Annotated in this window: 29 protein-coding genes; 16 read left to right on the forward strand and 13 right to left on the reverse strand. The window is 68.9% G+C overall.

Annotation, left to right across the window (positions count from 1 at the left end; genetic code table 11):
• Positions 1 to 106 precede the first annotated feature (106 nt).
• The gene (locus BGI51_RS07950; RefSeq protein ID WP_133860131.1) at positions 107 to 736 is read right to left on the reverse strand and encodes a thiol:disulfide interchange protein DsbA/DsbL; all 630 of its coding nucleotides are present in this window, start codon (positions 734 to 736) and stop codon (positions 107 to 109) included.
• Positions 737 to 937: 201 nt separating this feature from the next.
• Here BGI51_RS07950 and yihA point away from each other — a divergent pair, with 201 nt between their 5' ends.
• Positions 938 to 1,576 (forward strand): ribosome biogenesis GTP-binding protein YihA/YsxC, encoded by a 639-nt coding sequence (gene yihA / locus BGI51_RS07955; protein ID WP_187980820.1) that lies wholly within the window; start codon positions 938 to 940, stop codon positions 1,574 to 1,576.
• 189 nt (positions 1,577 to 1,765) lie between these two features.
• Here yihA and argC read toward each other — a convergent pair whose 3' ends face one another.
• Entirely contained in the window at positions 1,766 to 2,719 is a 954-nt protein-coding gene (argC, locus tag BGI51_RS07960) for an N-acetyl-gamma-glutamyl-phosphate reductase (RefSeq protein ID WP_187980821.1), read from the reverse strand.
• 258 nt (positions 2,720 to 2,977) lie between these two features.
• Here argC and BGI51_RS07965 point away from each other — a divergent pair, with 258 nt between their 5' ends.
• The 5 genes from BGI51_RS07965 to BGI51_RS07985 all read left to right on the forward strand — a co-directional run bounded on the left by BGI51_RS07965 (position 2,978) and on the right by BGI51_RS07985 (position 6,294).
• Positions 2,978 to 3,187: a DUF1127 domain-containing protein gene (locus tag BGI51_RS07965; RefSeq protein WP_187980822.1), complete on the forward strand. Its 210-nt coding sequence runs from the start codon at positions 2,978 to 2,980 to the stop codon at positions 3,185 to 3,187.
• 73 nt (positions 3,188 to 3,260) lie between these two features.
• Positions 3,261 to 3,581 carry a DUF2388 domain-containing protein gene (locus BGI51_RS07970; protein ID WP_007160027.1) on the forward strand — a complete coding sequence of 107 codons (321 nt, stop codon included), beginning with the start codon at positions 3,261 to 3,263 and terminating at the stop codon, positions 3,579 to 3,581.
• Positions 3,582 to 3,681: 100 nt separating this feature from the next.
• Entirely contained in the window at positions 3,682 to 3,981 is a 300-nt protein-coding gene (locus tag BGI51_RS07975) for a DUF2388 domain-containing protein (RefSeq protein ID WP_158890303.1), read from the forward strand.
• A gap of 34 nt (positions 3,982 to 4,015) precedes the next feature.
• Positions 4,016 to 4,336 (forward strand): DUF2388 domain-containing protein, encoded by a 321-nt coding sequence (locus BGI51_RS07980; RefSeq protein WP_133860126.1) that lies wholly within the window; start codon positions 4,016 to 4,018, stop codon positions 4,334 to 4,336.
• Entirely contained in the window at positions 4,333 to 6,294 is a 1,962-nt protein-coding gene (locus BGI51_RS07985; protein WP_187980823.1) for a DUF7844 domain-containing protein, read from the forward strand. The genes BGI51_RS07980 and BGI51_RS07985 overlap by 4 nt, the downstream gene beginning before the upstream one ends.
• Positions 6,295 to 6,401: 107 nt before the next feature.
• Here BGI51_RS07985 and BGI51_RS07990 read toward each other — a convergent pair whose 3' ends face one another.
• Positions 6,402 to 7,862, reverse strand: coding sequence for a YdgA family protein (locus BGI51_RS07990; RefSeq protein WP_187980824.1), 1,461 nt, complete (start codon positions 7,860 to 7,862; stop codon positions 6,402 to 6,404).
• 272 nt (positions 7,863 to 8,134) lie between these two features.
• Between BGI51_RS07990 and BGI51_RS07995 the strand changes: the two genes are divergently transcribed.
• Positions 8,135 to 8,785, forward strand: coding sequence for a nucleoside/nucleotide kinase family protein (locus BGI51_RS07995; protein WP_187980825.1), 651 nt, complete (start codon positions 8,135 to 8,137; stop codon positions 8,783 to 8,785).
• 55 nt (positions 8,786 to 8,840) lie between these two features.
• Here BGI51_RS07995 and BGI51_RS08000 read toward each other — a convergent pair whose 3' ends face one another.
• The 3 genes from BGI51_RS08000 to BGI51_RS08010 form a co-directional block, all read right to left on the reverse strand.
• On the reverse strand, positions 8,841 to 9,374 hold the full coding sequence (locus BGI51_RS08000; protein ID WP_187980826.1) for a DUF924 family protein: 534 nt from the start codon (positions 9,372 to 9,374) through the stop codon (positions 8,841 to 8,843).
• 39 nt (positions 9,375 to 9,413) lie between these two features.
• A complete protein-coding gene (locus tag BGI51_RS08005; RefSeq protein ID WP_187980827.1) occupies positions 9,414 to 10,172 on the reverse strand; it encodes an SDR family oxidoreductase in 759 nt (252 codons plus the stop codon).
• 145 nt (positions 10,173 to 10,317) lie between these two features.
• On the reverse strand, positions 10,318 to 10,947 hold the full coding sequence (locus BGI51_RS08010; RefSeq protein ID WP_252977234.1) for a glutathione S-transferase family protein: 630 nt from the start codon (positions 10,945 to 10,947) through the stop codon (positions 10,318 to 10,320).
• 76 nt (positions 10,948 to 11,023) lie between these two features.
• On the opposite strand from BGI51_RS08010, the gene BGI51_RS08015 reads away from it, so the two are divergent.
• Positions 11,024 to 11,614 carry a TetR/AcrR family transcriptional regulator gene (locus tag BGI51_RS08015; protein WP_187980828.1) on the forward strand — a complete coding sequence of 197 codons (591 nt, stop codon included), beginning with the start codon at positions 11,024 to 11,026 and terminating at the stop codon, positions 11,612 to 11,614.
• Between the two features lie 37 nt (positions 11,615 to 11,651).
• The gene (locus BGI51_RS08020; protein ID WP_133860343.1) at positions 11,652 to 12,140 is read left to right on the forward strand and encodes a GNAT family N-acetyltransferase; all 489 of its coding nucleotides are present in this window, start codon (positions 11,652 to 11,654) and stop codon (positions 12,138 to 12,140) included.
• Here the strand turns inward: BGI51_RS08020 and BGI51_RS08025 are convergent.
• Positions 12,137 to 13,024 (reverse strand): alpha/beta hydrolase, encoded by an 888-nt coding sequence (locus BGI51_RS08025; protein WP_252977235.1) that lies wholly within the window; start codon positions 13,022 to 13,024, stop codon positions 12,137 to 12,139. The genes BGI51_RS08020 and BGI51_RS08025 overlap by 4 nt on opposite strands.
• A gap of 106 nt (positions 13,025 to 13,130) precedes the next feature.
• Between BGI51_RS08025 and BGI51_RS08030 the strand changes: the two genes are divergently transcribed.
• On the forward strand, positions 13,131 to 13,778 hold the full coding sequence (locus BGI51_RS08030) for an HAD hydrolase-like protein (protein WP_187980830.1): 648 nt from the start codon (positions 13,131 to 13,133) through the stop codon (positions 13,776 to 13,778).
• 55 nt (positions 13,779 to 13,833) lie between these two features.
• On the opposite strand, the gene BGI51_RS08035 is transcribed toward BGI51_RS08030, so the two are convergent.
• Complete coding sequence (locus tag BGI51_RS08035) at positions 13,834 to 14,169, reverse strand: I78 family peptidase inhibitor (protein ID WP_187980831.1); 336 nt, start codon at positions 14,167 to 14,169, stop codon at positions 13,834 to 13,836.
• Positions 14,170 to 14,562: 393 nt separating this feature from the next.
• Between BGI51_RS08035 and BGI51_RS08040 the strand changes: the two genes are divergently transcribed.
• Genes BGI51_RS08040 through BGI51_RS08050 form a run of 3 tightly spaced genes read left to right on the forward strand, consistent with a single transcriptional unit; the run spans position 14,563 to position 18,503 of the window.
• A complete protein-coding gene (locus BGI51_RS08040; protein WP_187980832.1) occupies positions 14,563 to 16,026 on the forward strand; it encodes an alginate export family protein in 1,464 nt (487 codons plus the stop codon).
• Positions 16,027 to 16,036: 10 nt separating this feature from the next.
• Complete coding sequence (gene mhpT / locus BGI51_RS08045) at positions 16,037 to 17,269, forward strand: 3-(3-hydroxy-phenyl)propionate transporter MhpT (RefSeq protein WP_187980833.1); 1,233 nt, start codon at positions 16,037 to 16,039, stop codon at positions 17,267 to 17,269.
• Entirely contained in the window at positions 17,262 to 18,503 is a 1,242-nt protein-coding gene (locus BGI51_RS08050) for a thiolase family protein (protein WP_252977236.1), read from the forward strand. The genes mhpT and BGI51_RS08050 overlap by 8 nt, the downstream gene beginning before the upstream one ends.
• A gap of 117 nt (positions 18,504 to 18,620) precedes the next feature.
• Here BGI51_RS08050 and BGI51_RS08055 read toward each other — a convergent pair whose 3' ends face one another.
• From BGI51_RS08055 to BGI51_RS08075, 5 genes are all read right to left on the reverse strand, one after another.
• Entirely contained in the window at positions 18,621 to 20,015 is a 1,395-nt protein-coding gene (locus BGI51_RS08055) for a sensor histidine kinase (protein WP_187980834.1), read from the reverse strand.
• A complete protein-coding gene (locus BGI51_RS08060; RefSeq protein WP_133860350.1) occupies positions 20,012 to 20,689 on the reverse strand; it encodes a response regulator transcription factor in 678 nt (225 codons plus the stop codon). The genes BGI51_RS08055 and BGI51_RS08060 overlap by 4 nt, the downstream gene beginning before the upstream one ends.
• 58 nt (positions 20,690 to 20,747) lie before the next feature.
• Positions 20,748 to 21,299 (reverse strand): chorismate mutase, encoded by a 552-nt coding sequence (locus tag BGI51_RS08065; protein WP_187980835.1) that lies wholly within the window; start codon positions 21,297 to 21,299, stop codon positions 20,748 to 20,750.
• Positions 21,300 to 21,910: 611 nt separating this feature from the next.
• Complete coding sequence (zapA, locus tag BGI51_RS08070; RefSeq protein ID WP_187980836.1) at positions 21,911 to 22,195, reverse strand: cell division protein ZapA; 285 nt, start codon at positions 22,193 to 22,195, stop codon at positions 21,911 to 21,913.
• The gene (locus BGI51_RS08075) at positions 22,192 to 22,467 is read right to left on the reverse strand and encodes a hypothetical protein (protein WP_133860353.1); all 276 of its coding nucleotides are present in this window, start codon (positions 22,465 to 22,467) and stop codon (positions 22,192 to 22,194) included. Before BGI51_RS08075 ends, zapA begins: the two co-directional genes overlap by 4 nt.
• Positions 22,468 to 22,766: 299 nt before the next feature.
• Between BGI51_RS08075 and arnB the strand changes: the two genes are divergently transcribed.
• Genes arnB through arnA form a run of 3 tightly spaced genes read left to right on the forward strand, consistent with a single transcriptional unit; the run spans position 22,767 to position 26,895 of the window.
• Positions 22,767 to 23,915: a UDP-4-amino-4-deoxy-L-arabinose aminotransferase gene (gene arnB / locus BGI51_RS08080; protein WP_187981284.1), complete on the forward strand. Its 1,149-nt coding sequence runs from the start codon at positions 22,767 to 22,769 to the stop codon at positions 23,913 to 23,915.
• On the forward strand, positions 23,912 to 24,901 hold the full coding sequence (gene arnC, locus BGI51_RS08085) for an undecaprenyl-phosphate 4-deoxy-4-formamido-L-arabinose transferase (RefSeq protein ID WP_187980837.1): 990 nt from the start codon (positions 23,912 to 23,914) through the stop codon (positions 24,899 to 24,901). The genes arnB and arnC overlap by 4 nt, the downstream gene beginning before the upstream one ends.
• Positions 24,902 to 24,915: 14 nt before the next feature.
• The gene (gene arnA / locus BGI51_RS08090) at positions 24,916 to 26,895 is read left to right on the forward strand and encodes a bifunctional UDP-4-amino-4-deoxy-L-arabinose formyltransferase/UDP-glucuronic acid oxidase ArnA (protein WP_437179433.1); all 1,980 of its coding nucleotides are present in this window, start codon (positions 24,916 to 24,918) and stop codon (positions 26,893 to 26,895) included.
• The last annotated feature ends 4 nt before the right edge of the window (positions 26,896 to 26,899 follow it).

A 26,899-nucleotide genomic window follows, 5' to 3' on the forward strand; every position in this document is an offset into this window, starting at 1 on the left:
CTAGGGTATCGGCGGTTACGGGGAAAGTTTGAGCAGGACGACCGGAGGCCGCTTGAGAGGGACGAGCTGAAGAGCCGCCGCCGCGGGGCGCGGCGGCGGGTGACGCTTACTTGGCGGCGCGTTCTTTCTGGATCAGGAAGTCGGCGACCTTCAGGGTCTCGTCCGGGCCACCCGAAGAGCCCAGGTCGAAGCGGTACTTGCCATTGACCACCATGGTCGGCACACCGGTGATCTGGTAGGCCATGGCCAGCTTCTTGTCCTTTTCCACCTGCCCCTTCACGGCGAAGGAGTTGTAGGTGCTGAGGAATTTTTCTCGATCCACGCCTTGGGTGGCAAGGAAGTCGGCCATCTCCTCGGGGGTGGCCAGCTTCTTGTGCTCCTTGTGGATGGCAGCGAAGACGGCGTCATGCACCTTGGCTTCCACGCCCATGGCTTCCAGGGTCACGAACAGCTGACCGTGGACGTTCCAGATGCCGCCGAACATGGCCGGCACGCGCTTGAAGGAGACGTCGTCGGGGAGCTTCTTGGACCAGGCGTTGAGGGTGGGCTCGAAGGCGTAGCAGTGCGGGCAGCCGTACCAGAACAGCTCAACCACTTCGATCTTGCCGGGTTCGGACACCGGAACCGGACTGCTCAGTTCGGTGTACTGCTTGCCGGCCTGGATGTCGTCGGCATGGGCGGCCGCGCCGAACAGACTGGCGGCGGCGAACACGGCGGAGAAAAGCAGGTTGCGCATGGGACTACTCCTGGAAGAAGGCACGCCCACCAACCGGGCATGACGGATTGCGGGCATTGTAGCCGGGTGCATCGCCGCGCCTAGTCGCCGCAGCGCCCGAGGCCGGCCATGTTCAGGCTTCGTTCAGGTTACCAGGGGCGCGGCTCTCGCCCGGCGCATCCGATATACTGCTGGCTTTGCCGCGCGCTCGCGAGTACCCCCATGTCCAGCTTCAAGAATCCCATCGTCGGTCTGTGCCAGCAGGCGTCCTTTCTCATCAGCGCCGCCAAGGTCGATCAGTGCCCGTTCGACAACGGTCGCGAAGTGGCCTTCGCCGGTCGCTCCAATGCCGGCAAGTCCAGTGCGCTGAACACCCTGACCCACGCCAACCTGGCGCGTACCTCGAAGACGCCCGGGCGTACCCAGCTGCTCAACTTCTTCACCCTCGACGACGAGCGGCGCCTGGTGGACCTGCCCGGCTACGGCTACGCCAAGGTGCCGATCCCGCTCAAGCAGCACTGGCAGGAGCACCTGGAGGCCTATCTGAGCAGCCGCAATTCGCTCAGCGGCGTGGTGCTGATGATGGATATCCGCCATCCGCTGACCGAATTCGATCGCCTGATGCTGGACTGGGCCCAGGCCAGTTCCATGCCGCTGCACATCCTGCTGACCAAGGCCGACAAGCTGGCCTTCGGTGCCCAGAAGAACGCCCTGCTCAAGGTGCAGCGCGACGTGCGCCAGGGTTGGGGCGATACCGCCAGCATCCAGCTGTTCTCGGCGCCCAAGCGCCAGGGGATAGAGGATGCCCAGCGCGTGCTGGCCAGCTGGCTGGGCCTCGACGAACCCGCCGCCGAGGCATAAAAAAACTCCGGACTTCCATCGGGGGAGGGGAGAAGTCCGGAGTTCAAGACTGGACCGCCAAAGCAGGGGTCCAGCATCTGCCAACACTAAACAGCAAAGGAGCAGAACGGTTATCCGAACCGTTCAGCAATTCAGACGGGGCGCCTTGAGAAAGGTTCGCCCCGCCAGGGAAGAAAGCCGGCGCCCTGACTAGCGGCCGCTGGCGAGCCCCAGACCCTCGTCGGTGCCCAGGTGCACGTTCATGCACTGGACCGCCGCGCCCGCCGCGCCCTTGCCCAGATTGTCCAGCCGCGCCACCAGCGTCATCCGCTCGGCATTGCCGAAGACGAAGAGATCGGCGCGGTTGGTGTCGTTGCTGGCCTGGACGTCGAAGAAGCCATTGTCCAGTTCCTCCTCGGCGGCCACCGGCGCCACGTGAATGAAGGCTTCGCCGTCATAGTGACGGGCCAGCGCCGCCTGCAGGTCGGCGGCAGTGGTACCCGGGCGCAGCTGGCTGGCGTGCAGCGGAATGGTCACCGCCAGACCCTTGAGGAAGGGGCCGACGATGGGGCTGAACACCGGCGCGGCGGCCAGGCCGCTCTGCACGCGCATTTCCGGCAGGTGCTTGTGGCCCTGGCCCATGGCATAGGGACGCGGACTCAGCAGGCGGGCGTCGCCGCCGGCTTCGTACGCGGCGATCATCTGCTTGCCGCCACCGCTGTAGCCGGTCAGGGAAAAGGCCGACAGCGGGGTATCGGGAGCCAGCAGGCCCGCGTCCACCAGCGGCCGGGCCAGCAGGATGAAGCCGGTGGCGTGGCAGCCGGGATTGGCGATGCGCTTGCTGGCGCGCAGCGCCTCGCGCTGACCGGGCGCCAGTTCCGGCAGGCCGTAGGTCCAGCTGCTGTCGGTGCGGAAGGCGGTGCTGGCGTCGATGATGCAGGTGTTGGGATTGGTCACCAGGCTCACCGCTTCGCGGGAGGCGGCATCGGGCAGGCAGAGAAAGGCCACATCGGCGGCATTGAGGAAGCGCGCGCGCTCGGCCGGGTCCTTGCGCTTGCTCTCGTCGATGCGCAGCAGTTCGATGTCCGAACGGCCGGTCAGGTAGTCCAGCAGACGCAGGCCGGTGGTGCCTTCCTGGCCGTCGACGAAAACTTTGAAGCTCATGGCGGTGCCTCTCGCGGATGGGCGCTGAAAGCCTCGATTGTAGCGATTCACGCCGACCAGGGGTACGTCGCGGCAGGAGATACAGTTCGCTCCCGATGAACCGGTGCAGAGTGGCGTCGCAGAGCGATCACCACGGGCATGTTCAGTACAGATAGACCTGCTATGAAGTTGTACGGGTACAGTATTCTCTGGCTGTAAGTGGTCTGCCTGCGCCGTACGGATGAAGCTTGAGGCTCCCTTGCTGCGCTGGAGATCGCCATGGACAGCCGGTCACTGCTTACCTCACCCACAGAATCATCGGGTTTTCGCTGCCGCTTTCACCCACTGCTCGCGCTGCTGGTCCGCTGGCACCGGCGCCTCGTCACACGCCGGCAGTTGCAGCGCCTGGACGCTCGCGCCCTGGCCGACCTGGGGCTGAATCTCGCCGATCAGTACCGGGAAGGCGGCAAACCCTTCTGGCGGGAGTGAAAATCTGCCTCGGGATGCGACTTCCTCGGGCTGGCGGTAGTCTCAGTCAGGCCTATCCAGACGGGAGTCCCCCATGAAAACCCTGCACCTGGGCGCCGCCGCGGCGCTGTTCTGCCTGTCCACCGCCGCCTCGGCGTCGAGCTTCTATGTCACCACCGACATCATCGTCAACGCCATCGATGCGACCTCGGATACCACCTCGTCCATCACCGGCTCCTTCAAGAACGACAAGCTGGTCCAGGAAGCCCGTGACGATGCGGCCACCTACGTCGGCAGCGCCGGCGACATCCGCGGCGTACGCCTGGAAGCGGCGCTGGACCACCTGCGCAGCCAGGCGCCCGAACTGCGTCAGGCCAGCGATGACCAACTGGCCCAGGCGATTCTCGCCATCTGACGCGCAACACCGCGATACCCCCCGTACCCCGTGGCTGCTAGCCCGGAACGGGGGGCTGCGTTAGCCTTGGCGACCATCTGCCACCGGAGGGTCGCCATCCATGTATATCCGTCGTTCTGCCGCGCTGTTGCTCGGTCTCTGTCTTGCCACGCCGGTCCTGGCGTTCGACTCCACCACCGAGGGTCTGGTGAAGACCATCTATGGCACCAGCCAGATCACCACGGCGCCGTTCCAGAACAAGCTGGTCCTCGCAGCGCGCGACGATGCCGCAGCCTTCGTTGCTACCGACGGTGCCCTGCGCGGCGCCCAGCTGGAGGAAACCTTCCGCGCCCTGCGCGCAGCCGATCCGGCGCTGCAGGCTTCCGACCGGGAACTCGCCGCGGCGATTCTGAGTCAGTAGTCCGTTTCAATTCCGTGACATCCCTGGAGTATCCATGCGCCGTTCCCTGCTTATCGCCGCTGCCCTGACCCTGGGCGTTTCGAGCCTGGCTCAGGCCCAGACCCTGGTGGCCACCAGTAACATCGTGGTGCGGGCGCTGCAGCGCAGCATCGACTTCACTTCCGACACCACCACCTCCATCCGCGACGCCAAGATGATCCAGGCCGCGCGTGGTGATGCCGCCAGCTTTGTCGCCAGCGACGGTGACATCCGTGGCGTCCAGCTGGAAGAAGCCTTCCGCAGCCTGCGCGACCAGTTCCCGGCCGCGCGTCAGGCCAACGACCTGCAGCTGGCCCAGGCCATCCTGGCGCTGTGAACAACCGCGCCGGCCGGCTGCGGCAGTGGCTGGTCGGCCTTGCGGCCGGCCTGGCCCTCGGTGGGGCCCAGGCCGCCCTGCACCTCGAACTCGATACCCAGGGCCTGACGCCCGCGCAGATCCAGGCCACCCAGCAGTTGCTGGATGAGGCCCAGGCGTTGCTGCCACCCAAATTCAAGGCGGCGCTGGATGAGCGCATCCCGGTGCGCTGGAGCAGCGAGCTGCTGGAAGAAGCCTATGGCGAGGCGGATCGACGCAACCTGCTGCTCAATCGTCGCCTGCTGCCCAGTCTGGTGGACGGCAGCGACACCCGCATCCAGACCGGTCGCCCCCACGGCACCCAGCACCGCGAACTGCTGGCCACGGTGCTGCACGAGCTGACCCACTTCTATGACCGCGAGCGCGTCTGGACGCCCGAGCAGCGCCAGCTGATCCTTTCCTGTGGCGGCCTGGGGCTGACCTCCGACCAGCTGCCGCTGAAATGCCAGGGCCAGGCCGGGCGCAGCTATACGCTGTCCGATGATCCGCGGCTGCTGGACCTGGCCGGTTGGCAGGTGAAGACGCGCAAGCACGGCAATCGCGAGTCGAAGAATCTCTTCATCGCGCGCAGTCCCGATCTCTATGAAGTCACCAACCCGAAGGAATTCGTGGCGGTGAACATGGAGTACTTCCTGCTCGACCCGAGCTACGCCTGCCGGCGGCCGGCGCTGCAGCGCTACTTCGCCGAGCACTTCGGCTGGTCGCCGGCGCACGATGCCTGTCCGGGGCGCTATCCCTATCTCAACGCCGGCAACGACTTCGGCGAGGCGCCCCTGGGCTGGCTCGATCCGGAGCGGGTCTATGCGGTCGACTACCTGCTGGCCGAGGGCAACGAGCAGGTCATGAGCCGCTGGGGCCACAGCATGCTGCGCCTGGTGGTCTGCGCCCCTGGTCGGCCGCGCGGCCCGGATTGCCGACTGGATCTGCAATACCATCTGGTGCTGTCGTTCCGCGCCTTCGTCAACGACGTCCAGCTCTCCAGCTGGCGCGGCCTGACCGGTTCCTACCCGTCGCGGCTGTTCGTGCTGCCGCTGGCCCAGGTGGTGGACGAGTACACCAAGGTGGAGCTGCGCGGCCTGCAATCCGTGCCGCTCAAGCTGACCCGTCCGGAGATCGCCGACTTCCTCGAACGGACCGCCCAGGTGCACTGGAGCTATGACGGCCAGTACTACTTCGTCACCAACAACTGCGCGGTGGAGACCTTCAAGCTGCTGCACGACGGGGTACCGCGCCTGGCCGACGCCCAGCTCGATGTCATCACCCCGACGGGTCTGATGGATGCCTTGAGGTTCAAGGACCTGGTGGACACCTCGGTACTCGACGATCCGCGCGAGGCCTTGCGGCTGGGCTATCGCTTCGACAGTTTCCGCGAGCGCTTCCAGGCCATGTTCAAGGTGGCCCGGGAGCGCCTCAAGCTGCCCCAGGCGGACGTCGAGGCCTGGCTGGCGCTGACCCCGCAGCAGCGCCGCGAGCAATTTCAGCGCGCCGACCTGCGCGCCAGCGCCGCCTTGCTGCTGCTGGAGCAGGCGGCCTATCGCCGGGCGCTGCTGCAGGCGCAGACCGAGCTCAAGGATCGCTACCTGGGTGAGGACGCGGTGGACAAGGCACGCTTCGGCAAGGCCGGTGGCGCCCTGGAGCAGATCCTCAAGGACAGCGGCTACCTGAGTCGTCCGGCCGAGTTGCTCGGCACTGATGGCTACGGCCTGCCGCAACCGGGGGAGTGGGAGCAGCTGACCGCCGAGAGTCAGAAGCGCCAGGCGCACCTGCGCAGCCTCAGGGACACCCTCAACAACGAGGTCCGCCAGCTGCTTTCGCCAGAGGCCCGCGATGGCCTGGACCTGACCGAAGCCAACCTGGATCTGCTCGGCAAGCACCTGCGCGAGCTGAACAAGGCTAGCGGCGGGTTGGAGTTGAAGTAGGGCGGTCGGGACGTTGTTGGGCTTCGCTGCGCTCAACCCGACCTACGGACCTGCGTAGGTTGGGTTGAGACGGCGCCATCATCGAAGCCCAACAGCCCCGGCAGCCGCTAGCGCTTCGGCGCCTTGCCCTGGGGTTTGGCGGGTGCCGCGGGTTGCGGGCGTTCCAGCAGGGCCAGCAGCTGTTCCGGCGGGACTTCCTGGCCGTTGAGCAACAGCCGCCCGGCGCTGTAATTCAGGGTAGCCACCAGATCCTCGCCTTCGGCCTTGAGCAGGCCGCTGTTGAGGCCGATGCCGGCCAGGGCTTCGGCGGTGGCCTGGGCCTGTTGCTGCATGGCCGGCTGGCTGCGCTGGGCGCCCGCCTGGAACAGGACGCCATCCACCAGGCTGCCCCGCGCCACCGACAGGCGCGCCTCGAGACCTGCCAGCAGTTGGGCCGCGAGTTGCTCCGGTGGCAGATCGTAGGTCGCCGGCTTGGCCAGGGTCAGGTCCAGGCGCAGGCGGTTGCTGCCGCCGGGGGTGTCGAGACGCAGCTCGTCCACCACCAGCTGGGGACGCGCGGCGAGCACATCGCCGAGATGCTGCTGCAGGGTCGCCTGGGTGGTGGGATCGAGACCTTGCTCGGTATCCAGCTGCAGGTGCTGCAGCAGCGCATTGAGCTGAGCCAGCGCCGGGCTGTCGAGATTGCTGTAGTGACTGCGCAGGGTCGCCTTGCCCAGGGTCTGGCCGGCGATATCGAGCTGGCCGAGGCTGGCGTTGAGCGTGCCCGTCAGCTGCTGGCCCTGTTGTTGGGTGTCGCCCTGAAGCTGCAGATCCCGCAACTCGACCGCGGGCTTGCCGGGCATGGCCAGCAGCAGGCGGCCGAGGCGCAGCTGACCCGGGCCGAGCCAGAAGCCATCGGCATTGCGGCGATTGTCGCCGGTCAAGGCGAAGCCTTCGGTCTCCAGCTTGGCCCAGCCCTCCGGCGTGCGCACATTGAGGCTGAATTGGCCGACCGTGCTGTCCAGGCGCAGTCGGCTGGCCTCCATGTCGGTAGCGAAGGTGGCAGTCAGGCCGGAGAAGGCCACCGCGCCCTGGGGCTGGTCCAGGTGCAGGGCGGCCAGGGTCAGACCGCCGTCCACCGTGCGGTCGTAGCCCAGGGTGGCGTCGAGCCGCACGGGTTCGGCGCCCTTGGCCAGGGTGAAGAGATCGGCGGTGAGCGGCGTGCGCGCCAGGGTGAAGCGGTTGACCGCCATGACCGGCGCCAGCTGCAGGGATTTGAGGCGGGTCAGGGGGAAGGGACCGTGCTGGATGTCGTCGAGCACCCGCAGCACTTCCACGGGCGGGCGGTCCTCGGCCTGCACGCTCAGGCTGAAGGTGGCGGTGCTGCTGAAGACACCGCGCTGTAGCTCGACCAGTTGCAGCTGCAAGGGGTACTCGGGCAGTTGCGCCTGCAGGGCCAGCTGGGCCTGGCTCGCGGCCTGGCGCAATTCGCCTTCCAGCCGGGTACCGGTGTACCAGGCGCCGCCCACGGCGGTACCGACGACCACCAGGGTCACGCCGGCGAGGGTGGTAAGTAGCGGTTTCTTCATGGCGACCAAATCCCTTTGTATGAGGCACACGGCGGCGCGCGGCCGATTGGAAGCGGAGTGTACGAGAGCGCCGGGTGGATGCCGAGGGGGAGAGGCCGGGATCGGCTCGCCGGGCCGCAGACTGTGATGGCTTTCCGGCGACGTCGGCGCCGAGTCGACGACCGCGGCGGTGGGTGCTAGCGTGCCGCGATCCCCACTGCCGGAACCTCCGCCATGACCGCTTTCCCGTGTCTGCCTGCCGTTTCCATCCGTTCACTGCCGGGGGTGCCGGCATGAGCAGTCAGCGTCCGGTCGATGGCCTGCAACTTCCCGCCGAACTCCTGGCCCGCGCCGAGGCGCTGCTGGCCCAGGGTGGACGTCGCCTGCTGGGCATCGCGGGCACTCCGGGCGCGGGCAAGTCGACCGTGGCCGAGTTGCTGGCGGCGGCGCTCGGCGAGCGTGCCGTGGTGGTGCCCATGGACGGCTATCACCTGGCCAATCGCGAGCTGGCGCGTCTGGGCCGCGCGCAACGCAAGGGCGCGCCGGACACCTTCGATGCGCGCGGCTATCGTGCCCTGTTGCAGCGCCTGAAGACGCCGGTGGCCGGGGAAACCGTCTATGCGCCGCTGTTCAATCGCGAGATCGAAGAGCCCATTGCCAATGCCATTCCGGTCCACGCCGACACCCAGCTGGTGATCAGCGAGGGCAACTACCTGCTGCTGACGCAGGCGCCCTGGAGCGATGTCGCCGAGGTGTTCGACGAGTGCTGGTATGTGCGCGTCGATCCCGCGGAGCGTCGCGAGCGGCTGGTCGCCCGCCACATGCATTTCGGCCGCAGCCGCGCGGACGCCGAGGCCTGGGTGGAAAGCACCGACGAGCCCAATGCGCGACTGATCGACGGCGATCGGGCGCGGGCGGATCTGGTGGTGGAGTGGCGGGGCTAGGGCACCGGGGACCCGGCTCCGCCTGCGTGTCGCCCGGGGCGCCCTGAAGGGCGGGTCAGAAACCCCCGCCGGCATCCAGCCAGGCCTGCTCCTCCGGCGTATTGAGCCGCCCCAGCGCCCGGTTGCGGTGCGGGAAGCGACCGAAGCGGGCGATCACCTCCAGGTGGGCCTCGGCATAGCGCCGGTAGTGCTCGATGCCCAGGTCCGCGAACAAGGCGAGCGAGCGCTGCTGATCGGCCAGGACTTCGGAGTGCTCGAACGGCAGATAGAAAAAGGCGCGCAACTCGGCTTCGACCTGCTGATCCAGACCGGCGTCGAGCGCCTGTCGCGCTTGCTGCAGGGCCAGGCCGTCGGTGGCGAAGGCGTGGCCGCTGTGGCGGAAGATGTTGCGCGGGATCTGGTCGAGCAGCAGGCACAGGGCCAGGGCGCCTTCGGCACCTTCGATCCAGTCATCGCACTCACGGCGGCTGGCAGCGAAGTGCAAGGCCTCGAAACGCGCGCGGCACTCGGCGTCGAAGGCAGGGCCGCCATTGAACCACTGGCGCCGGCCGGCGGCGCGCCAGAAGGAGACGACTTCGGCTGGATTCATTGCTTGCTCCCTGTCTGATCGGGTTCCACGTGGAACCCCTCAGCCCCGGCCCACATAGGGCATCTTGGTCGCCATCACCGTGAGGGTCTGGACGTTGGCGTCCAGCGGCAGGCTGGCCATGTAGCGGACAGCATCGGCGACGTGCCTGACGTCCATGCGCGGCTCCACGGCGGTGCTGCCATCGGCCTGGAGCACACCGTTGGCCATGCGCTCGGTCATCTCGGTGGCGGCGTTGCCGATATCGATCTGGCCGCAGGCGATATCGAAGGCGCGGCCGTCGAGGGCCAGGGCCTTGGTCAGCCCGGCCACGGCGTGCTTGGTGGCGGTGTAGGGCGCGCTGAAGGGCCTGGGCGTGTGCGCCGAGATGGAGCCGTTGTTGATGATGCGTCCGCCACGGGGTGTCTGCGCGCGCATCAGGGCGAAGGCCGCGCGGCTGCAGAGAAAGACGCCGGTGAGGTTGGTGTTGACCGCCCGATGCCAGGCGTCCAGTTCCAGCTCGTCGATGGGCACCGCCGGGGCACCGACGCCGGCATTGTTGAACAGCAGGTCCAGGCGGCCGTAGGTGTCGCGGATGCGGGCGAACAGCGCCTCGACGCTGGCGGCATCGGTGACGTCGCAGGGTACCGCCAGGGCTTCGCCGCCCTGTTGCCGGGCTTCTTCGGCGAGCGCCTCCAGGGGTTCGGCACGGCGGGCGGCAAGGACCACGCGGAAGCCGTCCTGCAGCAGGCCGAGGGCGACAGCGCGGCCGATGCCCTGGGAGGCACCGGTGACGAGGGCGATGGGGTGGGCGGTGGTCATGGGCGGTCCTTGGGCGGGGGAGGGGCTTCCAAGGCTAGCAGGTAGGGAGGGGTGGTGGGCGGCCCTCACCCTAGCCCTCTCCCGGGGGAGAGGGGATGGTTGCGGTGGATTGGGAGAGGTGGGTAGTCACCCTGGGCGCGTGGACTCAGCGCAGCCTGAAGTCGGTCGCCACCAGGATCGCCTGGCCGGAGGGTCGCGCGCGCAGGCGGTCGAGATAGGCGGCGAGGCGGGGCCGGGTCGTCTGCCAGTGGAGGTCGGGCAGGGGCTCCAGGTAGTCGAGCATGGGCGCCAGCAGGGCGTCGGGTAGGCTGAAGTCGGCGCCACAGAGAAAGCTCTGGTCGCCCAGCTGGCGATCGAGCACGGCCAGGGTTGCGTCGACGTCGGCCAGGGCGCGCTGCTGCTCTTCCAGCGTCCGGAAGGGGGTGGGTCGTGGCCCGGCGACGCGCAGCAGATAGCGGCGGACCAGGCGGGTATCCACGGTGGTGAGCAGGGCGCTGCTCCAGGCGTCCTGCTCCGGATTGCCGCCGCGCTCCGGCGAGAGCCGACGATCGAGATGGCGGCAGATGGCGAGGGTCTCGAAGAGGCGCAGCTCGCCGTCGAGCAGCACCGGTACCTGGCCGAAGGGGTGCAGCGCCAGGTGGGCCTCGCTGTGCCAGGCGATGGCCTGGCCGTCAGGGGCGAGGCCACAGGGGAGCGCCAGGCCCTGTTCCAGGGCATGGAGGCGCACGCTGCGCACCAGGGTGCTGAAGGCGGGACCGAAGAGATAGGGCGTCATGCTGCAGGCTCCTTGCAAAGAAGGCTGCATGCTGGCAAAGGAGACCTTATGTTCAAGAACATAATCTGGAGTAGCCATGGCCTGGCCCCTTGATCAGCGCGAGCAGACCCGCCAGCGCATCCTCGACAGCGCCGCCCGCCTGTTCGCCCTCCGCGGCTTCGATGCGGTCGGACTCGATGACCTGATGGCCGATGCCGGTCTCACCCGCGGCGCCTTCTACCACCACTTCCGCACCAAGACCGAGGTCTATGACCAGGCCCTCGCCCATGCCGCGCGGGTCGGCAGGGCCCGGCTCGACGGTCTCGGTAGCGAAGGCCTCGGACAACTGGTCGAGCATTACCTGAGTCGCGAGCACGCCGAGGGCGAAGCGCTGCGCTGTCCGCTGGCCTTTCTGGCGGCCGATGTCACCCATCGGGAGGCCGCCATCCGTGGCAGCTATACGCGCTTCTTCGCGCGCTTCGTCAGCCGGCTGGAGCGGGATCAGTCGGGACCGCCGGCGCAGCGGCGCGCCCGGGCGCTGCAGCTGGCCACCACCCTGATCGGTGGTGTGGCCCTGGCGCGGGCGCTGGATGACGAGGGCCTGTCCGAGGAACTGCTGGCAGCCTGTCGCCAGGGCGCCCGGGGCCTGCTGGAAGAGGGCGATGATTTGGCAGCGGCGGCCGGCTAGGCGACACTGGCGACTCCTTCGTCCGCCGGAGTCACCCATGCAGATTCGCCCCCTCGCCGCCGCCGATTTCGATCAGGTCTGGCCGCTGATCCAGCAGGTCGCCCAGGCCCGGGAGACCTATGCCTACGACCCGGACATGAGCCGCGACGACGCCTGGCGCCTCTGGGTGGAGCTGCCGCGGGCAACCTTCGTCGCCGAACGCGATGGCCAGATTCTCGGCAGCTACTACCTCAAGGCCAATGCCATGGGCCCGGGCGATCACGTCTGCAATTGCGGCTACATGGTCGCTCCCGCCGCTCGTGGCCAGGGCGTGGCCGGTGCTCTCTGCGAGCACTCCGTGCAGGTGGCTCGCGAACTGGGCTTCCAGGCCATGCAATTCAACTCGGTGGTGGCCAGCAACCAGGTGGCGGTGCGGCTCTGGCAGAAACACGGCTTCGAGATCGTCGGCACCCTGCCTAGGGCCTATCGCCATGCCAGTCTGGGGCTGGTGGATTGCCTGGTGATGTATCGCTGGCTGGCGGACTAGCGCCACTCGCTCAACACGGCCCGCAGCGAGGCCGGCAGCATGGGGCCGTGGCCCAGGCCTTCGAGCACCTCGTAGCGCACCCGGATGCCGGGGAGCTGGCCGAGGCGGTCGGCGAGACGCCGGGTGGCATCGGCAGGGACCTCGCTCTGGAAGTGCGCGGGCAGCTCGCGTTCGGCGCCGCCCTGCAGCAGCACCAGACGGGCCGGATGGGCCTTGAAACGCTCCTTGAGCTGCTCATCACTCTGAGGTAGCACGGTGGGACTCCACCACAGCGAGGGACTCACGGCGTAGCCCTGGGCGAAGGCGTCGGGGCGGGTGAGCAGGGCGTGGAGGACGAACAGCCCGCCCAGGGAATGCCCCCAGAGCGCGCGCTGGCCATGATCCAGGGGCAACTGCCGCGCCACCGCCGGCTCCAGGCGCTCCAGCAGCCAGGCGAGAAAGACGTCGGCGCCACCGGTGGCCAGCTCGCGAAAGCGTTCGCTGGTAGGTGCGGACGGCGTGTAGTCGTAGGCCCGGCCGGGGCCGTCGATGCGCTTGCCGCCCGTGTAGCCCACCGCGACCAGCACGGGCGGATGGGGCCGCTTGGCCAGGGTATCGAGCAACTCGGCGTTCAGCCCGCCCAGGGCGGCGTTGCCGTCGAGCAGATAGAGCACCGGATAGCCGGCGGCCGGTGCCGGGGTGGCGGGTCGGGCGATCCATATCTGGTAGTGGCGGGCGCCATCGACGGAATCCAGCTGGAGTTCGCTGAAGGCATAGCCGTGGCCCGGCTGCTGCAGCACCTGGGCGTCCATGGGCTGATCGATGGGGCGGGCCTGGCCGGGAGCGGTGAGGGCGAGCAGCAGCGGCAGGGCCAGCCAGGCGCTGTGACGGACGGAACGGGGCAAAGGCGGCATCGGCGAACAAGACTCATTTCCAATGGAGCGGTCGAGCCTACCGGTCTCTGCCCCCGCTCGCCATACTGGTCAGGATTTCCCGTTGCCAGGACATCCCATGCATCACCCTCATCTGCTGTTCGATCTCGATGGCACCCTCACCGATTCGCGCCTGGGCATCACCCGGGCGATCCAGGTGGCGCTGCGCGCCGAGGGGGTCGAGGAGCCCGATCTGCGCAGGCTGGAAGTTTTCATCGGTCCGCCGCTGCTGCAGAGCTTCATGACCCACTACGGCTTCGACGAGGCGCGGGCCTGGCGCGCGGTGGAGGCCTATCGAGGGTATTTTCGCGCCACCGGTCTCTATGAGAACGAGGTCTATGCGGGCATCCGCGAGTTGCTGGCCGAGTTGCAGGCGGCCGGACGGCGGCTCTATCTGGTGACGGCCAAGCCGCGGGTGTTCGCCGTGGAGATCCTCAGGCACTTCGCCCTGACGGAATTCTTCACTGCCCTGCATGGCAGCGAGCTGGATGGCACCCGCGCCGACAAGACCGAACTGCTGCATTTCGTGCTGGAAACCGAAGGCCTGGCGCCGGAAAGCTGCCTGATGCTGGGTGACCGCGAGCACGACCTGATCGCCGCCCAGGCCAACGGCGTGGCGGCGGTAGCGCTGGGCTATGGCTTCGGCAGTCGGGAAGAGCTGGAGCGCCAGCGCCCGGCCTTTCACTTCCACAGCGTAGCGGCCCTGCGCCAGGGCTTCGGCCTCTAGCTGGGCGCACCGACCTGCGCGGCGGTGGCCGGCAGGTCGTGGGGCGCGCCGGGGATCAGCCGCAGGTGGCGGTCTGCACCACCAGGCTGGCGCTGGTGGTGATGGTCAGGCGCTGGGAATTGAAGTCCATGGTCATGGGGTCCTGCGGACGGACCACCCGGACGACCTGGGCACCGGCGCGCTGCCGGCCTTCTTCGGCCAGGGCCGGGGAGAGGGCCTTGCCGACCAGATCCTGGACCGCATCGGAGTTGCAACGGCCACTGCTGCTGACGGCGCCGCTCGGGGCCGAGGAGGCCGCCGCCGGGCTGCTCTGGGTTTCGTGCGAGCCGCAACCGGCCAGCAGGGTGAAGAGCGCGGCACCAGCCAGCAGGAGGGAAGTCTTGGAGCTCATGAGTTCGCCTTTTCGATCGTGGGAGAAGGAACCTTAACCCGTACGGGCCTCCTCATGGACCCCTCAAGGGCGGGCATTGTTACAAAGCGCGATACAGAAGACGTTGAGAGACCTGGCTGACCAGTCGTCCCGCAGGAATAAAGTTAATAAAGATAACGTTCGGTAATCGGCCAAATTCGGTCCGGATGGCTTGATCCATTTCTGCCATCGACCATCATCGAGCCAGGGCCAAACCGCCCTCTGGTGACGACAACAACAACAAAGGGACACCCGCCATGTCAGCTCGCTATCCAACCACCCTCCCTCCTGACCGCTACCCGATCCGCGCCCGCTAGGCCCTGATCCGCGCGCCCCGGCGGCGCCTTCCGCTTCCCCAGTCAGGACGGTCATCTCATGTCTTTTTCGCGCTCGCTTCCGGCCCGCGCACGGGCCCGCTCGTGCCTCGCCTTTACCACTCTCGCCTCCTTGCTCGCCAGCCAGGGCCTGCTCGCCGCGCCTTCCACCACCCTGGAAAGCGCCCGGCCCAAGCCGCTCAACAGCCTGGAGACCGCGCGTCCCCTGCCGCCCGGACCGCCACGCTGGGCCGAGGACTATCGCTTTCTCGACGATCCGCAAAAGCGCACCGATCCCTTCGACGAGCTGCGCTACCAGCGCCTCGGCGACTCGGCCTGGCTGCAGACCGGCGGCGAAGCGCGCTATCGCTTCGACAGCATCCGCAATCCGGTCTTTGGCCGGCGCGGAGTGGCCACCGATCACTACATCCAGCAGCGCCTGCAGCTGCACGCCGACCTGCACCTGTTCGACGACGCCGTGCGCGCCTTCGTCCAGCTGGAAAACACCCGCGCCTGGAACAAGGCGCTCTACGGGCCCTACGACCAGAGCCGCACCGAGCTGCACCAGGCCTTCATCGACCTCAACACGCCGCTGGCCGGCGGCAAGCTGATGACCCGCATCGGTCGCCAGGAGCTGGGCTATGGCAACCAGGCCTTCGTCACCTACCGCGACGCCCGCAACATCCGCCTCAACTTCGACGGCCTGCGCCTGGCCTGGAGTCGCCCGGACGGCTACCGGCTGGACGCCTTCGGCCTGAGGCCCGTGGTGACCGGCGAAGACAGCTTCGACGATGGCTCCAACAACGCGGTCAAGTTCTATGGCCTCTACGGCACCCTGCCGCTGGCCGGGCCGCTCAAGCTGGATGTCTACGGCTTCGGCCTGGAGACCGACCAGCGCACCCTGGACGGCCTGACCGGCGCGGAAAAGCGCTACACCGCCGGCTTCCGCCTGTTCGGCAACGCCGGTCCCTGGGACTGGAGCTGGGACCTGGCCGGGCAGGGCGGGCATCTGGCCGGCGCCCAGATCCGCGCCTGGGGCCTGAGCAGCGAAACCGGCTATCGCCTGGGCGGCGCCTGGAAGCCGCGGCTGGCCCTGCGGGTGGACGCCGCCAGCGGCGATCACGGGCTGGGCGACGACCGCGTCGGCACCTTCGATCCGCTCTATCCGAAGAACGGCTTCTATGGCGACTCCGGTCTCACCACCCTGGCCAACCTCTATCTGGTCGGCCCGCTGCTGACCCTGGCGCCGCGGCCGACCCTGCAGCTGGAGAGCGGGCTGTTCGGCGTCTGGCGGCAGAGCACCGAAGACGGCGTCTACCTGCCGGGCATGACCACGGTGCCGGGCACCGCGGCCAGTTCGGCGCGCAAGGCCGGCACCCTCTGGCGCAACAACCTGCGCTGGATGCCCACCGCCAACCTGACCCTGGATCTGGAATACAGCTACTTCCAGGCCGGCGCCGCCGTGCGTCAGGCCGATGGCGACGACACCAGCTTCCTGATGGCCGCCACCACCTTCCGCTTCTGAGGAGTCCACCATGCGCCTGCTCTCGACCGTTCCGCCCGGGGCCCGCCTGACCCTGCTGCTGTGCTTCATCGTCGCCCTGCTGGAGGGCATGGACCTCCAGGCCATGGGCATCGCCGCCCCGGCCATGGCCAAGGCCTTTGGCTTCCAGCCGGGGCAGATGGGCCTGGTGTTCAGCGCCAGCATCCTCGGCCTGCTGCCCGGCGCCTTCATCGGCGGCTGGTGCGCCGATCGCATCGGCCGTAAGAAGGTGCTGATCGCCTGCGTGCTGATCTTCGGGGTCTTCTCGGTGGCCACCGCCCATGTCTGGAGTCTGGAGAGCCTGCTGCTGGCGCGGCTGCTCACCGGCATCGGCCTGGGCGGCGCCCTGCCCAATCTGATCGCGCTGTCCGCCGAGTCGGTGGACGAGCGCGCCCGCGCCACGGCGGTCAGCCTGATGTACTGCGGCGTGCCCCTGGGTGGCGCCCTGGCGGCGGTGGTGGGGCTGCTGGACGTCGGCCGCTGGCAGACGGTGTTTTATGTCGGCGGCCTGGCGCCGCTGCTGGTGGCGCCGCTGCTCGGACGCTACCTGGCGGAGACCGCCGGCTTTCTGCGCAATCGAGGCGGACCTCAGGCGAACGGCTCGCGCGGGGCCTGGCTGGGCGCCATCCCGCTGTCGACCACTCTGCTGCTGTGGCTGGGCTATTTCTTCACCCTCACGGTGATGTACATGCTGCTCAACTGGCTGCCGTCGCTGCTGGTGGGCCAGGGCTTCAGCCGCGGCCAGGCGGTGGGGGTGCAGATCCTCTTCAACCTGGGCGGCGGCATCGGCTCGGTGCTGTTCGGCCTGCTCATGGATCGCTGGCGGCCACGGCTGACGGTGCTGGCCATCTACCTGGGCATCCTGCTGGGGCTGGCCGGGCTGGGTCTGGCCAAGGCCTATCCACTGGTGGCCCTGGCCGGTTTCGCCGCCGGGCTGTTCGTGGTGGGTGGCCAATTGGTGCTCTATGCCCTGGCGCCGCAGCTCTATCCGGCGGCGGTACGGGCAACCGGAACCGGTGCGGCGGTGGCGGTCGGGCGTCTGGGCGCCATGGCCGGACCGCTGCTGGCGGGCCAGGTCCTGGCCCTGGGCGGTGGCGCGGCGACCCTGGTGGTGGCCACCACCCCGGCGGTGCTGGTGGCCGCGGGCGCGGTGCTGGCCCTGCTGCAGCGGCGGACGGCGGCGCCTGCGGCGGCGGCCCGCGCCGAGGCGCCTGGTCATGCGTAACGGCATGAGCGCGCTCTACGACGACGTCCTGCTGCTGGATGGCGTGCGCACGCCCTGGACCGATCTGAATGGCGCCCTGGGGCAGGTATCGCCCACCGACCTGGGCATCGCCGTGGCGCGGGCGCTGCTGGCGCGCGGGCATGCGGCCGGGGCGGTGGATTCCGTGCTGGCCGGCTCGGTGGCCCAGGCCAGCTTCGATGCCTATCTGCTGCCACGCCATATCGGCCTCTATGCCGGGGTGCCCGAGGCGGTGCCGGCGCTGCAGGTGCAACGGGTCTGCGGCACCGGCCTGGAGCTGCTGCGCCAGGCCGGCGATCAGTTGCATAGCGGTCAGGCCAGCCAGGTGCTGTGCGTGGCGGCCGAGTCCATGACCCGCAATCCCATCGCCGCATATACCCACCGCAGCGGCTTTCGCCTCGGCGCGCCGGTGGAATTCCACGACTTTCTCTGGGAGGCGCTCAAGGACCCGGCGACCGGGCTGGACATGATCGCCACCGCCGAGCGTCTGGCGCAGCGCCACGGCATCGCCCGCGAGGCCGTGGATGCCTGGGCGCTGCGCAGTTTCGAGCGGGCCCTGGCAGCCCAGCGCCAGGGCTGGTTCGCGGCAGAGATCGTGCCGGTGGCGGCGGCGCGCTTCGAGGCCGCGGGCCTGGCGCCGCGGGAGTTGCGCCTGCCGCGGGGCTGCGCGGTGGTCGAGCATGACAGCCATCCACGGGAAACCTCGCGGGAGGCCCTGGCACGGCTGACGCCGGTGCATCCGGGCGGGGTCCAGACCGCCGGCAACAGTTGCGCGGTGGCCGACGGCGCCGCCGCCGTGCTGCTGGCGCGGGGCGCGGACGCCGCGTCGGCACGAGCACTGGCCTGGGTGCGCGGCAGTTGCGTGGTAGGCGTGCCGCCGGACGTCATGGGCAGCGGCCCGGTACCGGCCATCCAAAGCCTGCTCGACCGCGCCGGCCTGGCGCTGGAGGCCATCGACCGCCTGGAGATCAACGAAGCCCAGGGCGCCCAGCTGCTGGCGGTGCAGCGCGCCCTGGAGCTGGATCCGGCGCGGCTCAATGTGCATGGCGGCGCCATCGCCCTGGGGCATCCGCTGGCTGCCACCGGCCTGCGCCTGGCCATCACCCTGGCGCGTCAGCTGCGCGCCGAGGGGCTCAGGTACGGGGTAGCGGCGGTGTGCATCGGCGGTGGGCAGGGGATGGCGGTGCTGCTGGAGAATCCGGGGTGGCGGGGATAGGACAGAACACCGGGATTTAGCTCCGTGCCGCACGGCCCCCTCTCCCTTGGGGAGAGGGTTGGGGTGAGGGGTAGGACAGGGCTCCGGTGTGTTGGGCTTCGCTGCGCTCAACCCAACCTACGACGCCTCCACCGGCGGCACGACCAGGGGCGGGAAATGGATGGCCACGCGCAGGCCGTGGCCGCCGGTGGCGGTCGCCAGTTCGATGCCGGCATCATGGGCGGTGGCGATGTCGCGGACGATGGCCAGGCCCAGGCCGGTGCCATGGATGCCGCTGTCGAGGCGATAGAAACGCTCGAAGATCCGCTCGCGCTCCGCCTCGGGAATGCCCGGGCCGTCGTCTTCCACTTCCAGCACCGTGGCCCCGGCCTGGCCGCGCAGCCGCACCGTGACCTGACCGCCACGCGGGCTGTATCTGAGGGCGTTGTCGACCAGGTTGTCGAGCAGGTCGCGCAGCTGGAAGGCATTGCCCTGCACGGTCTGCGGCTCCAGTTCGTAGCCCAGGTCGATGCCGTGGCCATCGGCCTGGGACAGCTGGCTGGGCATGGCTGCGCCGATCAGTTCATCCAGCCGCAGGGGCTCGCGCGGCGGGCTTTCCAGCCGCGCGGTGGCGGCACGGGCCAGGGTCAGCAACTGGTTGGTCTGGCGGGTCATGCGCTCGGTGGCGGCCTGGAGTTGCGCCAGGGCGGCGGCGCTTTCGGCATCGCCGGCATGGCGCTGGCGCAGCCACTGGGTCAGGGTGCTGATGCCGGCCAGCGGGGTGCGCAGCTGGTGGGCCATGTCGTCGAGAAAGGCGCGCTGGTTGCGCGCCCCCTCGCGGATGCGCAGCAGCAGACCGTTGAGCGCGGTGACGAAGGTGCCCAGTTCGCGCGGCGCGCCCTCTTCGCGCAGCGGCGCCAGGTCATCGTAGTGGCGGCTGTCGAGCTGACGCTCCAGCCGTTCCAGGGGCTTGAGGCCCCGGCGTACCGCCCAGAGCAGCTGGGCGGCGATCAGCAGGGCGACCAGGATCTGCACCGCCACCAGAGTCAGCACCATGCGCTGCAGGGCGGCGGTGTGGCGACTCAGGGTCTGGGCCACGCTGGCCACCACCGGTTGCCCGGCCACCACGCCCAGGCGGCCGACCATGAACACCGAGCGATCGTTGATGCGGGTGCGCAGGGCGGTGGTATGGCCGTCGCGCATCTCGTCGGTGATCTCCTGGACCGGCATGGCGGCATCGCCGAACAGCAGCTGGCCGTCGAGGCTGCGCACCGCCAGCCAGACGTGGTCGTGGCTGTTGTGGCGCAGCAGGTAGTCGGCTTCCGTCGGCAGCCACAGGCGGCCGTTGCCATCCACTTCCAGCTGTTCGAGCAGCAGGATCGCCGCATCGGTGAGATCGCCGTCCAGGGCGCTGAAGGCCGGTTTGCGGGCGAACTGGTAGCTGACCACGGCGCCGCCGAGATTGACCAGCAGCACCGGCAGCACCAGCCATTTCAGCAGCCGCCGACGCAGGCTGGGCGCGGTGGCGGTCATGGCGCGGCTTCTTCCAGGCGATAGCCGAAGCCGCGCACGGTGCGGATGCCGACCCCGGAGTCGGCCAGTTTCAACCGTAGCCGCGAGACATAGACCTCCACGGCGTTGTGGGTCAGGTCCTCGCTGCCCCAGGGGGCCAGGGCGTCGATGATCTGCTGCTTGGAGACCACCTTGCCGGCCTGGCGCAGCAGGTGTTCGAGCACCGCCCACTCGCGGGCCGAGAGATCCAGCGGGGTGTCGCCGAGGCGCGCCTGGTGGGCGGCGGTGTCCAGGCGCAGGGCGCCGAGGGCGAGGTCGGCGCTGTTCTGGCCACCGGCGCGGCGGACCAGCGCCTTGATCCGCGCCACCAGCTCGGGCACGGCGAAGGGCTTGACCAGGTAGTCGTCGGCGCCCACCTCGAAGCCGTGCACCCGGTCGTCGATGGCGTCGCGGGCGGTGAGCAGCAGCACCGGCTGGTCGCTGCCACGCTGGCGCAGGCGGCGGACCACCTCGAAGCCGTCCAGGCCACCGGGCAGGCCGATGTCCAGCACCACCACGGCGAAGCGGGTGGTACGCAGCCAGGCGTCGGCCTCGGCGCCGTTGCGCAGGAGGTCGACCTGCATGCCATGGCCTTCCAGGACGCGGCGGATGCCGTCGGCCAGGGTGGCGTCATCTTCGACGAGCAGGATGTGCATGGGGAGTCCTTGGATTCAACGCGGTTCGGTCGCCGTGCCGCCGATTATGCACAGGCTCTCAGCGGGGCAGGGTGCAGAAATCGCCCAGCGCCCGCACCAGGGCCAGGCGGTGGAGAGCATCGGGGTGTGCGGCGGCGAGATGGGCGGCGAGGGCGCGATCCAGCTGCGCCGGGCAGTCCGCGGCGGCGCGCACTTCGCCGGTGGCGGCGAGACCACCGAGCAGCCTGGCCTGGAGTTCGCTCAGCTGGGTTCTGAGTGCCGTTAGGTCCGTCGTGCTGGCGGGCAGCGGCTGTTCGTTGCGCCGCCAGGCCTGCAGCAGGCCGTATTGCACCAGCTTGTTGGCTTCCATCTGGGCGGCGAAAAAGGTCTGGGCGGTGGCCGGGGAGACGCTGGCGGCGGGCGCGGCCTGGGCGACGTCCTGCAGCACCTGGCGTTCGCGGACTTCGTCCAGCACCGGCTTGCCGCTGTCGTGCTTGCTGCGGGCGACCTGATCGGCCAGCGTCAGGCGCTGGGCCATGGCGTCCAGCAGGGCCGGCAGCGGCGCCGCCGCGGCCTGGGCGCCGAGGGCGATACTCAAGAGCGGCAGGGCGAGCCAGCGAACACCCGACATGACGGACCTCCAGGGCAGGGAAAGGGCCCCGAAGCTCGCACGGGGTCGCGGAGTGGTCAAGCTGGCCGGAGCAGGGCGGCTGCGCGGGAATGAGGGAGTGGGGGTGGCCCTCACCCCAGCCCTCTCCCAGGGGGAGAGGGGGCGGAGCGGGCGTCCGGCGTAGGGTGGAAAACCGCGGAGCGTTTTCCACGCGGGTGCCGTGCCTCCGTGGATGAGGCTGCGCCGTCATCCACGCTACGGGATCGACCGCAGGCGGAGCCTGTGGCTTTGGTAGGTTGGGTTGAGACGGCGCCATCGTCGAAGCCCAACACGGCGGAGTCGAGCCTATGCTGGAGCGGCGCCCTCACCCCAGCCCTCTCCCAGGGGGAGAGGGGGCAGAGCGGCGCGGGTGCCGTGCCTCCGTAGATGAGGCTGCGCCGTCATCCACGCTACGGGATCGACCGCAGGCGGTAGGTTCTGGCGGAGTCGAGCCTATGCCGGTGGCTTCGGGCGGAGGGGTTCCCTCACCCCAATCCTCTCCCAGGGGGAGAGGGGGGCGGAGCGAGCGTCCGGCGTAGGGTGGAAAACCGCGGAGCGTTTTCCACGCGGGTGCCGTGCCTCCGTGGATGAGGCTAGGCCTCCTGCGTCGCCCGTACCTCGGCGGTCAGGGCCTGGAGGCGGGTGTCGAGGGCGGTCAGGGCGCCGGCGTCGGCGGCGGTGTCCAGGCTCAGGCGCAGGGCGGCCAGCACCAGCAGCTCGATGGCATCACCGCGGCGGCGATCGCCCTGGATGGCGACCAGTTCGTCGCGCAGGCGGGCGGCGGCCTGTTGCAGGGCGGCGCGGTCGCCTTCGGCCACCTTGAAACGGTAGCGGCGACCAAGCACCTCCACCTCGTCGTCCGCGTTGGCGGTCGTCACTCGACGCTGGCCGCGTGGCGCTGCTCGGCGTCGGCGGCTACCGCCTGCTCGACGGACTGGGCGGAGAGCAGGGCCAGCAGGCCTTCCACGCGCTGGCGGGTGCTGGCACCGTGTTCTTCCTGCTCCAGCAGACTCAGTTGCAGGGTGTCGTTTTCCTCGCGCGCGGCCAGCAGGGCCTGCTCCAGCTCCTGGGTGCGGGCGGTCAGGCGCTGGTTGTGCTGCAGCAGGCCGCGGATGGCGGTTTCCAGTTCGCTCAGGGTGTTGTCCAGCATGGGCGCGGTCGTCTCTCGTGTCAGGTTCGGGACTGCCAAGGCGGCAGGGGTCAGCATTCTAGGCCTCCCACCGACCACCGGCACCCCCTTCGTCACGGGCTAAGCCCTTGTTTTGCCAAGAGGTTCACGGGGGTGGCGAGCGAGCTGACCGGCTGTCAGGCAGTTGTCAGGTTGCGCTAAGGGGCCGTAAGGCAAGACGCCTTAGCCTGGGCTCATCGCGTCGGCTGTCCTGTCCCGGCGCCCCTCGCTTCGGATGAGCCGCCATGACCGATCTGTCCCAGAGCACCGCCCCGCGTCAGCTGGACGAGCCTTTCCTGCCGTTCTCGCGGCCCAGCATCGGCGCCGAGGAAGTGGCCGCGGTGAGCAAGGTGCTGACCTCGGGCTGGATCACCACCGGGCCCCAGGCCAACCTGCTGGAAGAGCGCTTCGCCGATTCGGTGGGCGCCGCCCACGCCGTGGCCCTGTGCTCGGCCACCGCGGCCATGCACGTGACCCTGCTGGCGCTGGACATTGGCCCGGGCGACGAGGTGATCACCCCCTCGCTGACCTGGGTCTCCACCGCCAACATGATCACCCTGATCGGCGCCACCCCGGTGTTCGTCGACGTCGACCGCGACACCCTGATGGTCTCCGCCGAGCAGGTGGCCGCCGCCATCACCCCGCGCACCAAGGCCATCGTGCCGGTGCACTACGCCGGCGCCAGCTGTGACCTGACCCCGCTGCGCGCCCTGGCCCGCGAGCATGGCGTGGCCTTGATCGAGGACGCCGCCCACGCCGCCGGCACCCGCTACCAAGGCGAGTCCATCGGCCAGCGCGGCACCGCCATCTTCAGCTTTCACGCCATCAAGAACCTGACCTGCGCCGAAGGCGGCATGCTGGTGACCGACGACGCCACCCTGGCCGAGCGGGTGCGCCGCTTGAAATTCCACGGCCTGGCGGTGGATGCCTTCGACCGTCACGCCCTGGGCCGCAAGCCCCAGGCCCAGGTGCAGGAGCCCGGCTTCAAGTACAACCTCTCGGACATCCACGCCGCCCTGGCACTGGTACAGCTGGATCGCCTGGGCGACATCAACAGCCGCCGCCGGCTGCTGGCCCAGGCCTACACCCAGCGCCTGGCGCACCTGCCGGTCGCCCCACTTTCGCTGCCCGACTACGCCCAGACCCACGCCTGGCACCTCTACATCCTGCGCATCTGCCCCGAGCGGTGCGGGATGGAGCGCGAAGCCTTCATGGCCGGCCTCAAGGCGCGCGGCATCGGCACCGGCATCCATTTCACCGCCACCCACCTGCACCCCTGGTACCGCGAGCGCTGGCCGGAGCTGGCGCTGCCCAACAGCGAATGGAATTCGGCCCGGCTGTGCTCCATCCCTCTGTTTCCCGACATGACCCTCGCCGACGTCGACCGCGTGGTCGGCGCCATCGAAGACCTGCTGGAGAAAGGCGCATGAAGCCCTATGCCATCGACCGGGTATCCGTGGTGATCCCCGTCTACAACGAAGAAGCCAGCCTGCCGGAACTGCTGCGCCGCACCCGCGCCGCCTGTCGCCTGCTGGATTGCCAGGTGGAGATCATCCTGGTCGACGACGGCAGCCGCGACCGCAGCGCCGAACTGCTGCAGCAGGCCGCCAGCGAGCCGGACAGCCCGGTCGTGGCGGTGCTGCTCAATCGCAACTACGGCCAGCACTCGGCGATCCTCGCCGGCTTCGAACAGGCCCGTGGCGATCTGATCATCACCCTGGACGCCGACCTGCAGAATCCGCCGGAAGAGATCCCGCGCCTGGTGCACACCGCCGCCCAGGGCTACGACGTGGTCGGCACCGTGCGCCAGCAGCGCCAGGATTCCTATCTGCGCACCCTGCCGTCGCGGCTGATCAATCGCGCCGTGCAGCGTTCCACCGGCGTCGCCATGCGCGACTACGGCTGCATGCTGCGCGCCTATCGCCGCCAGGTGGTGCAGTCGATGCTGGCCTGCCACGAGCGCAGCACCTTCATCCCGATCCTGGCCAACAGCTTCGCCCGCCACACCACCGAGATCGAGGTGGCCCACGCCGAGCGCGAACACGGGGATTCCAAGTACGGCTTCCTCAAGCTGATCAACCTGATGTTCGACCTGCTGACCTGCATGACCACCACCCCGCTGCGCATGCTCAGCCTGTTCGGCGGTGGCCTGGCCATCTTCGGCTTCCTCTTCGCCGCACTGCTGCTGGTGCTGCGCGTCACCCACGGCGCCGAGTGGGCGGCCGATGGCGTGTTTTCGCTGTTCGCCGTGCTGTTCATCTTCACTGGGGCTCAGTTCGTCGGCCTTGGTCTGCTCGGAGAGTATCTAGGACGGGTATATCACGATGTTCGCGCCCGGCCCCGGTTCCACGTGGAACAAATAGTTCGCACCTCCACCGTCTCCCCTTCGCCCGCGCCGCTGCGCCAGGTCCAGTAACAGGAAAGCCCCTGATGAAAACCGCCATCGTCTTCGCCTACCACGACATCGGCTGCGCCGGCCTCGCCGCGCTGATCCAGGCCGGCTATCCCATCGCCGCCGTCTTCACCCACCCGGATGACCCGAGCGAGAACCGCTTCTTTGGTTCGGTGGCCCAGCTCTGTGCCCGCCACGGTATCCCGGTGCATGCCCCGGAAGACGTCAATCACCCGATCTGGGTCGAGCGCATCCGCGCCCTGGAGCCGGATTTCATCTTCTCCTTCTACTACCGCAACCTGCTGTCCAACGACGTCCTGGCCTGCGCCAAGCGCGGCGCCTACAACCTGCACGGCTCGCTGCTGCCGCGCTATCGCGGTCGCGCCCCGGCGAACTGGGTACTGGTCAACGGCGAGACCGAGACCGGCGTGACCCTGCATCGCATGGTCCAGCGCGCCGACGCCGGCGCCATCGTCGCCCAGCAGCGCGTCGCCATCGCCGCCGACGACACCGCCCTGACCCTGCACGCCAAGCTGCGCGAAGCCAGCCAGACGCTCTTGCGCGACAGCCTGCCGGCCCTGGCCGAAGGCCGCCTGACCGAGCGCGAGCAGGACGAGAGCCAGGCCACCACCTTTGGCCGCCGCAGCGCCGCCGATGGCGAGCTGGAGTGGAGCCGTCCGGCCGTGGAACTGAATAACCTGGTGCGCGCCGTGACCCAACCCTATCCGGGCGCCTTCGGCTGGATCGGTGATCGCAAGCTGATCGTCTGGAGCGCCCAGGCGCGCCAGGAAGCCCATGACCAGGCCCCCGGCAGCGTGCTGAGCCTGGAGCCGCTGCGCATCGCCTGTGGCGAAGGCGTCCTGGAAATCCAGGCCGGCCAGCTGGGCGACAACGGCCTCTATCTGTCCGGTCCGCAACTGGCCCGCGAAGCCGGCCTGGTGGCCGGTGCCCGCCTGCACCGCCAGGATCGCCGCGCCAAGCGCCGCACCCGGGTGCTGATCCTCGGCGTCAACGGCTTCATCGGCAACCACCTCTCCGAACGCCTGCTGGCCGACGGCGAGTACGAGGTCTATGGCCTGGACATTGGCTCCGACGCCATCGAGCGGCTCAAGGCCGATCCGAATTTCCACTATGTGGAAGGCGACATCTCCATCCACACCGAGTGGCTGGAATACCACATCAAGAAGTGCGACGTGGTGCTGCCGCTGGTGGCCATCGCCACCCCCATCGAATACACCCGCAATCCGCTGCGCGTGTTCGAACTGGACTTCGAGGAAAACCTCAAGATCGTTCGCCACTGCGTGAAGTACGGAAAGCGCGTGATCTTCCCGTCCACCTCCGAGGTGTACGGCATGTGCCAGGACGAGCGCTTCGACGAAGACCGCTCCAACCTGGTGGTCGGCCCGATCAACAAGCAGCGCTGGATCTACTCGGTCTCCAAGCAGCTGCTCGACCGGGTCATCTGGGCCTACGGCGCCAAGGGCCTGAAATTCACCCTGTTCCGCCCGTTCAACTGGATGGGTCCGCGTCTGGATCGTCTGGACTCGGCGCGCATCGGCAGCTCCCGCGCCATCACCCAGCTGATCCTCAACCTGGTGGAAGGCACCCCGATCAAGCTGGTCGACGGCGGCGCCCAGAAGCGCTGCTTCACCGACGTCGACGACGGCATCGAGGCGCTGTTCCGCATCATCGAGAACCAGGGCGGTCGCTGCGACGGCCAGATCATCAACATCGGCAATCCGGACAACGAAGCGAGCATCCGCGAGCTGGCCGAAGAGCTGCTGGCCCAGTTCGAGGCCCATCCGCTGCGCCATGAATTCCCGCCCTTCGCCGGCTTCCGCGAGGTGGAGAGCAAGAGCTTCTATGGCGACGGCTACCAGGACGTGGCCCACCGCAAGCCCAGCGTGGAGAACGCCCGCCGCCTGATCGACTGGCAGCCGAGCACCGCCATGGCCGCCACCGTCGGCAAGACGCTGGACTTCTTCCTGCGCGAAGCCATGGCGCAGCGGGAGGCCTGATGAA

The organism is Pseudomonas oryzihabitans (genome assembly GCF_014522265.1).
In the GTDB taxonomy this organism is placed as follows: Bacteria; Pseudomonadota; Gammaproteobacteria; order Pseudomonadales; family Pseudomonadaceae; genus Chryseomonas; species Chryseomonas aestiva.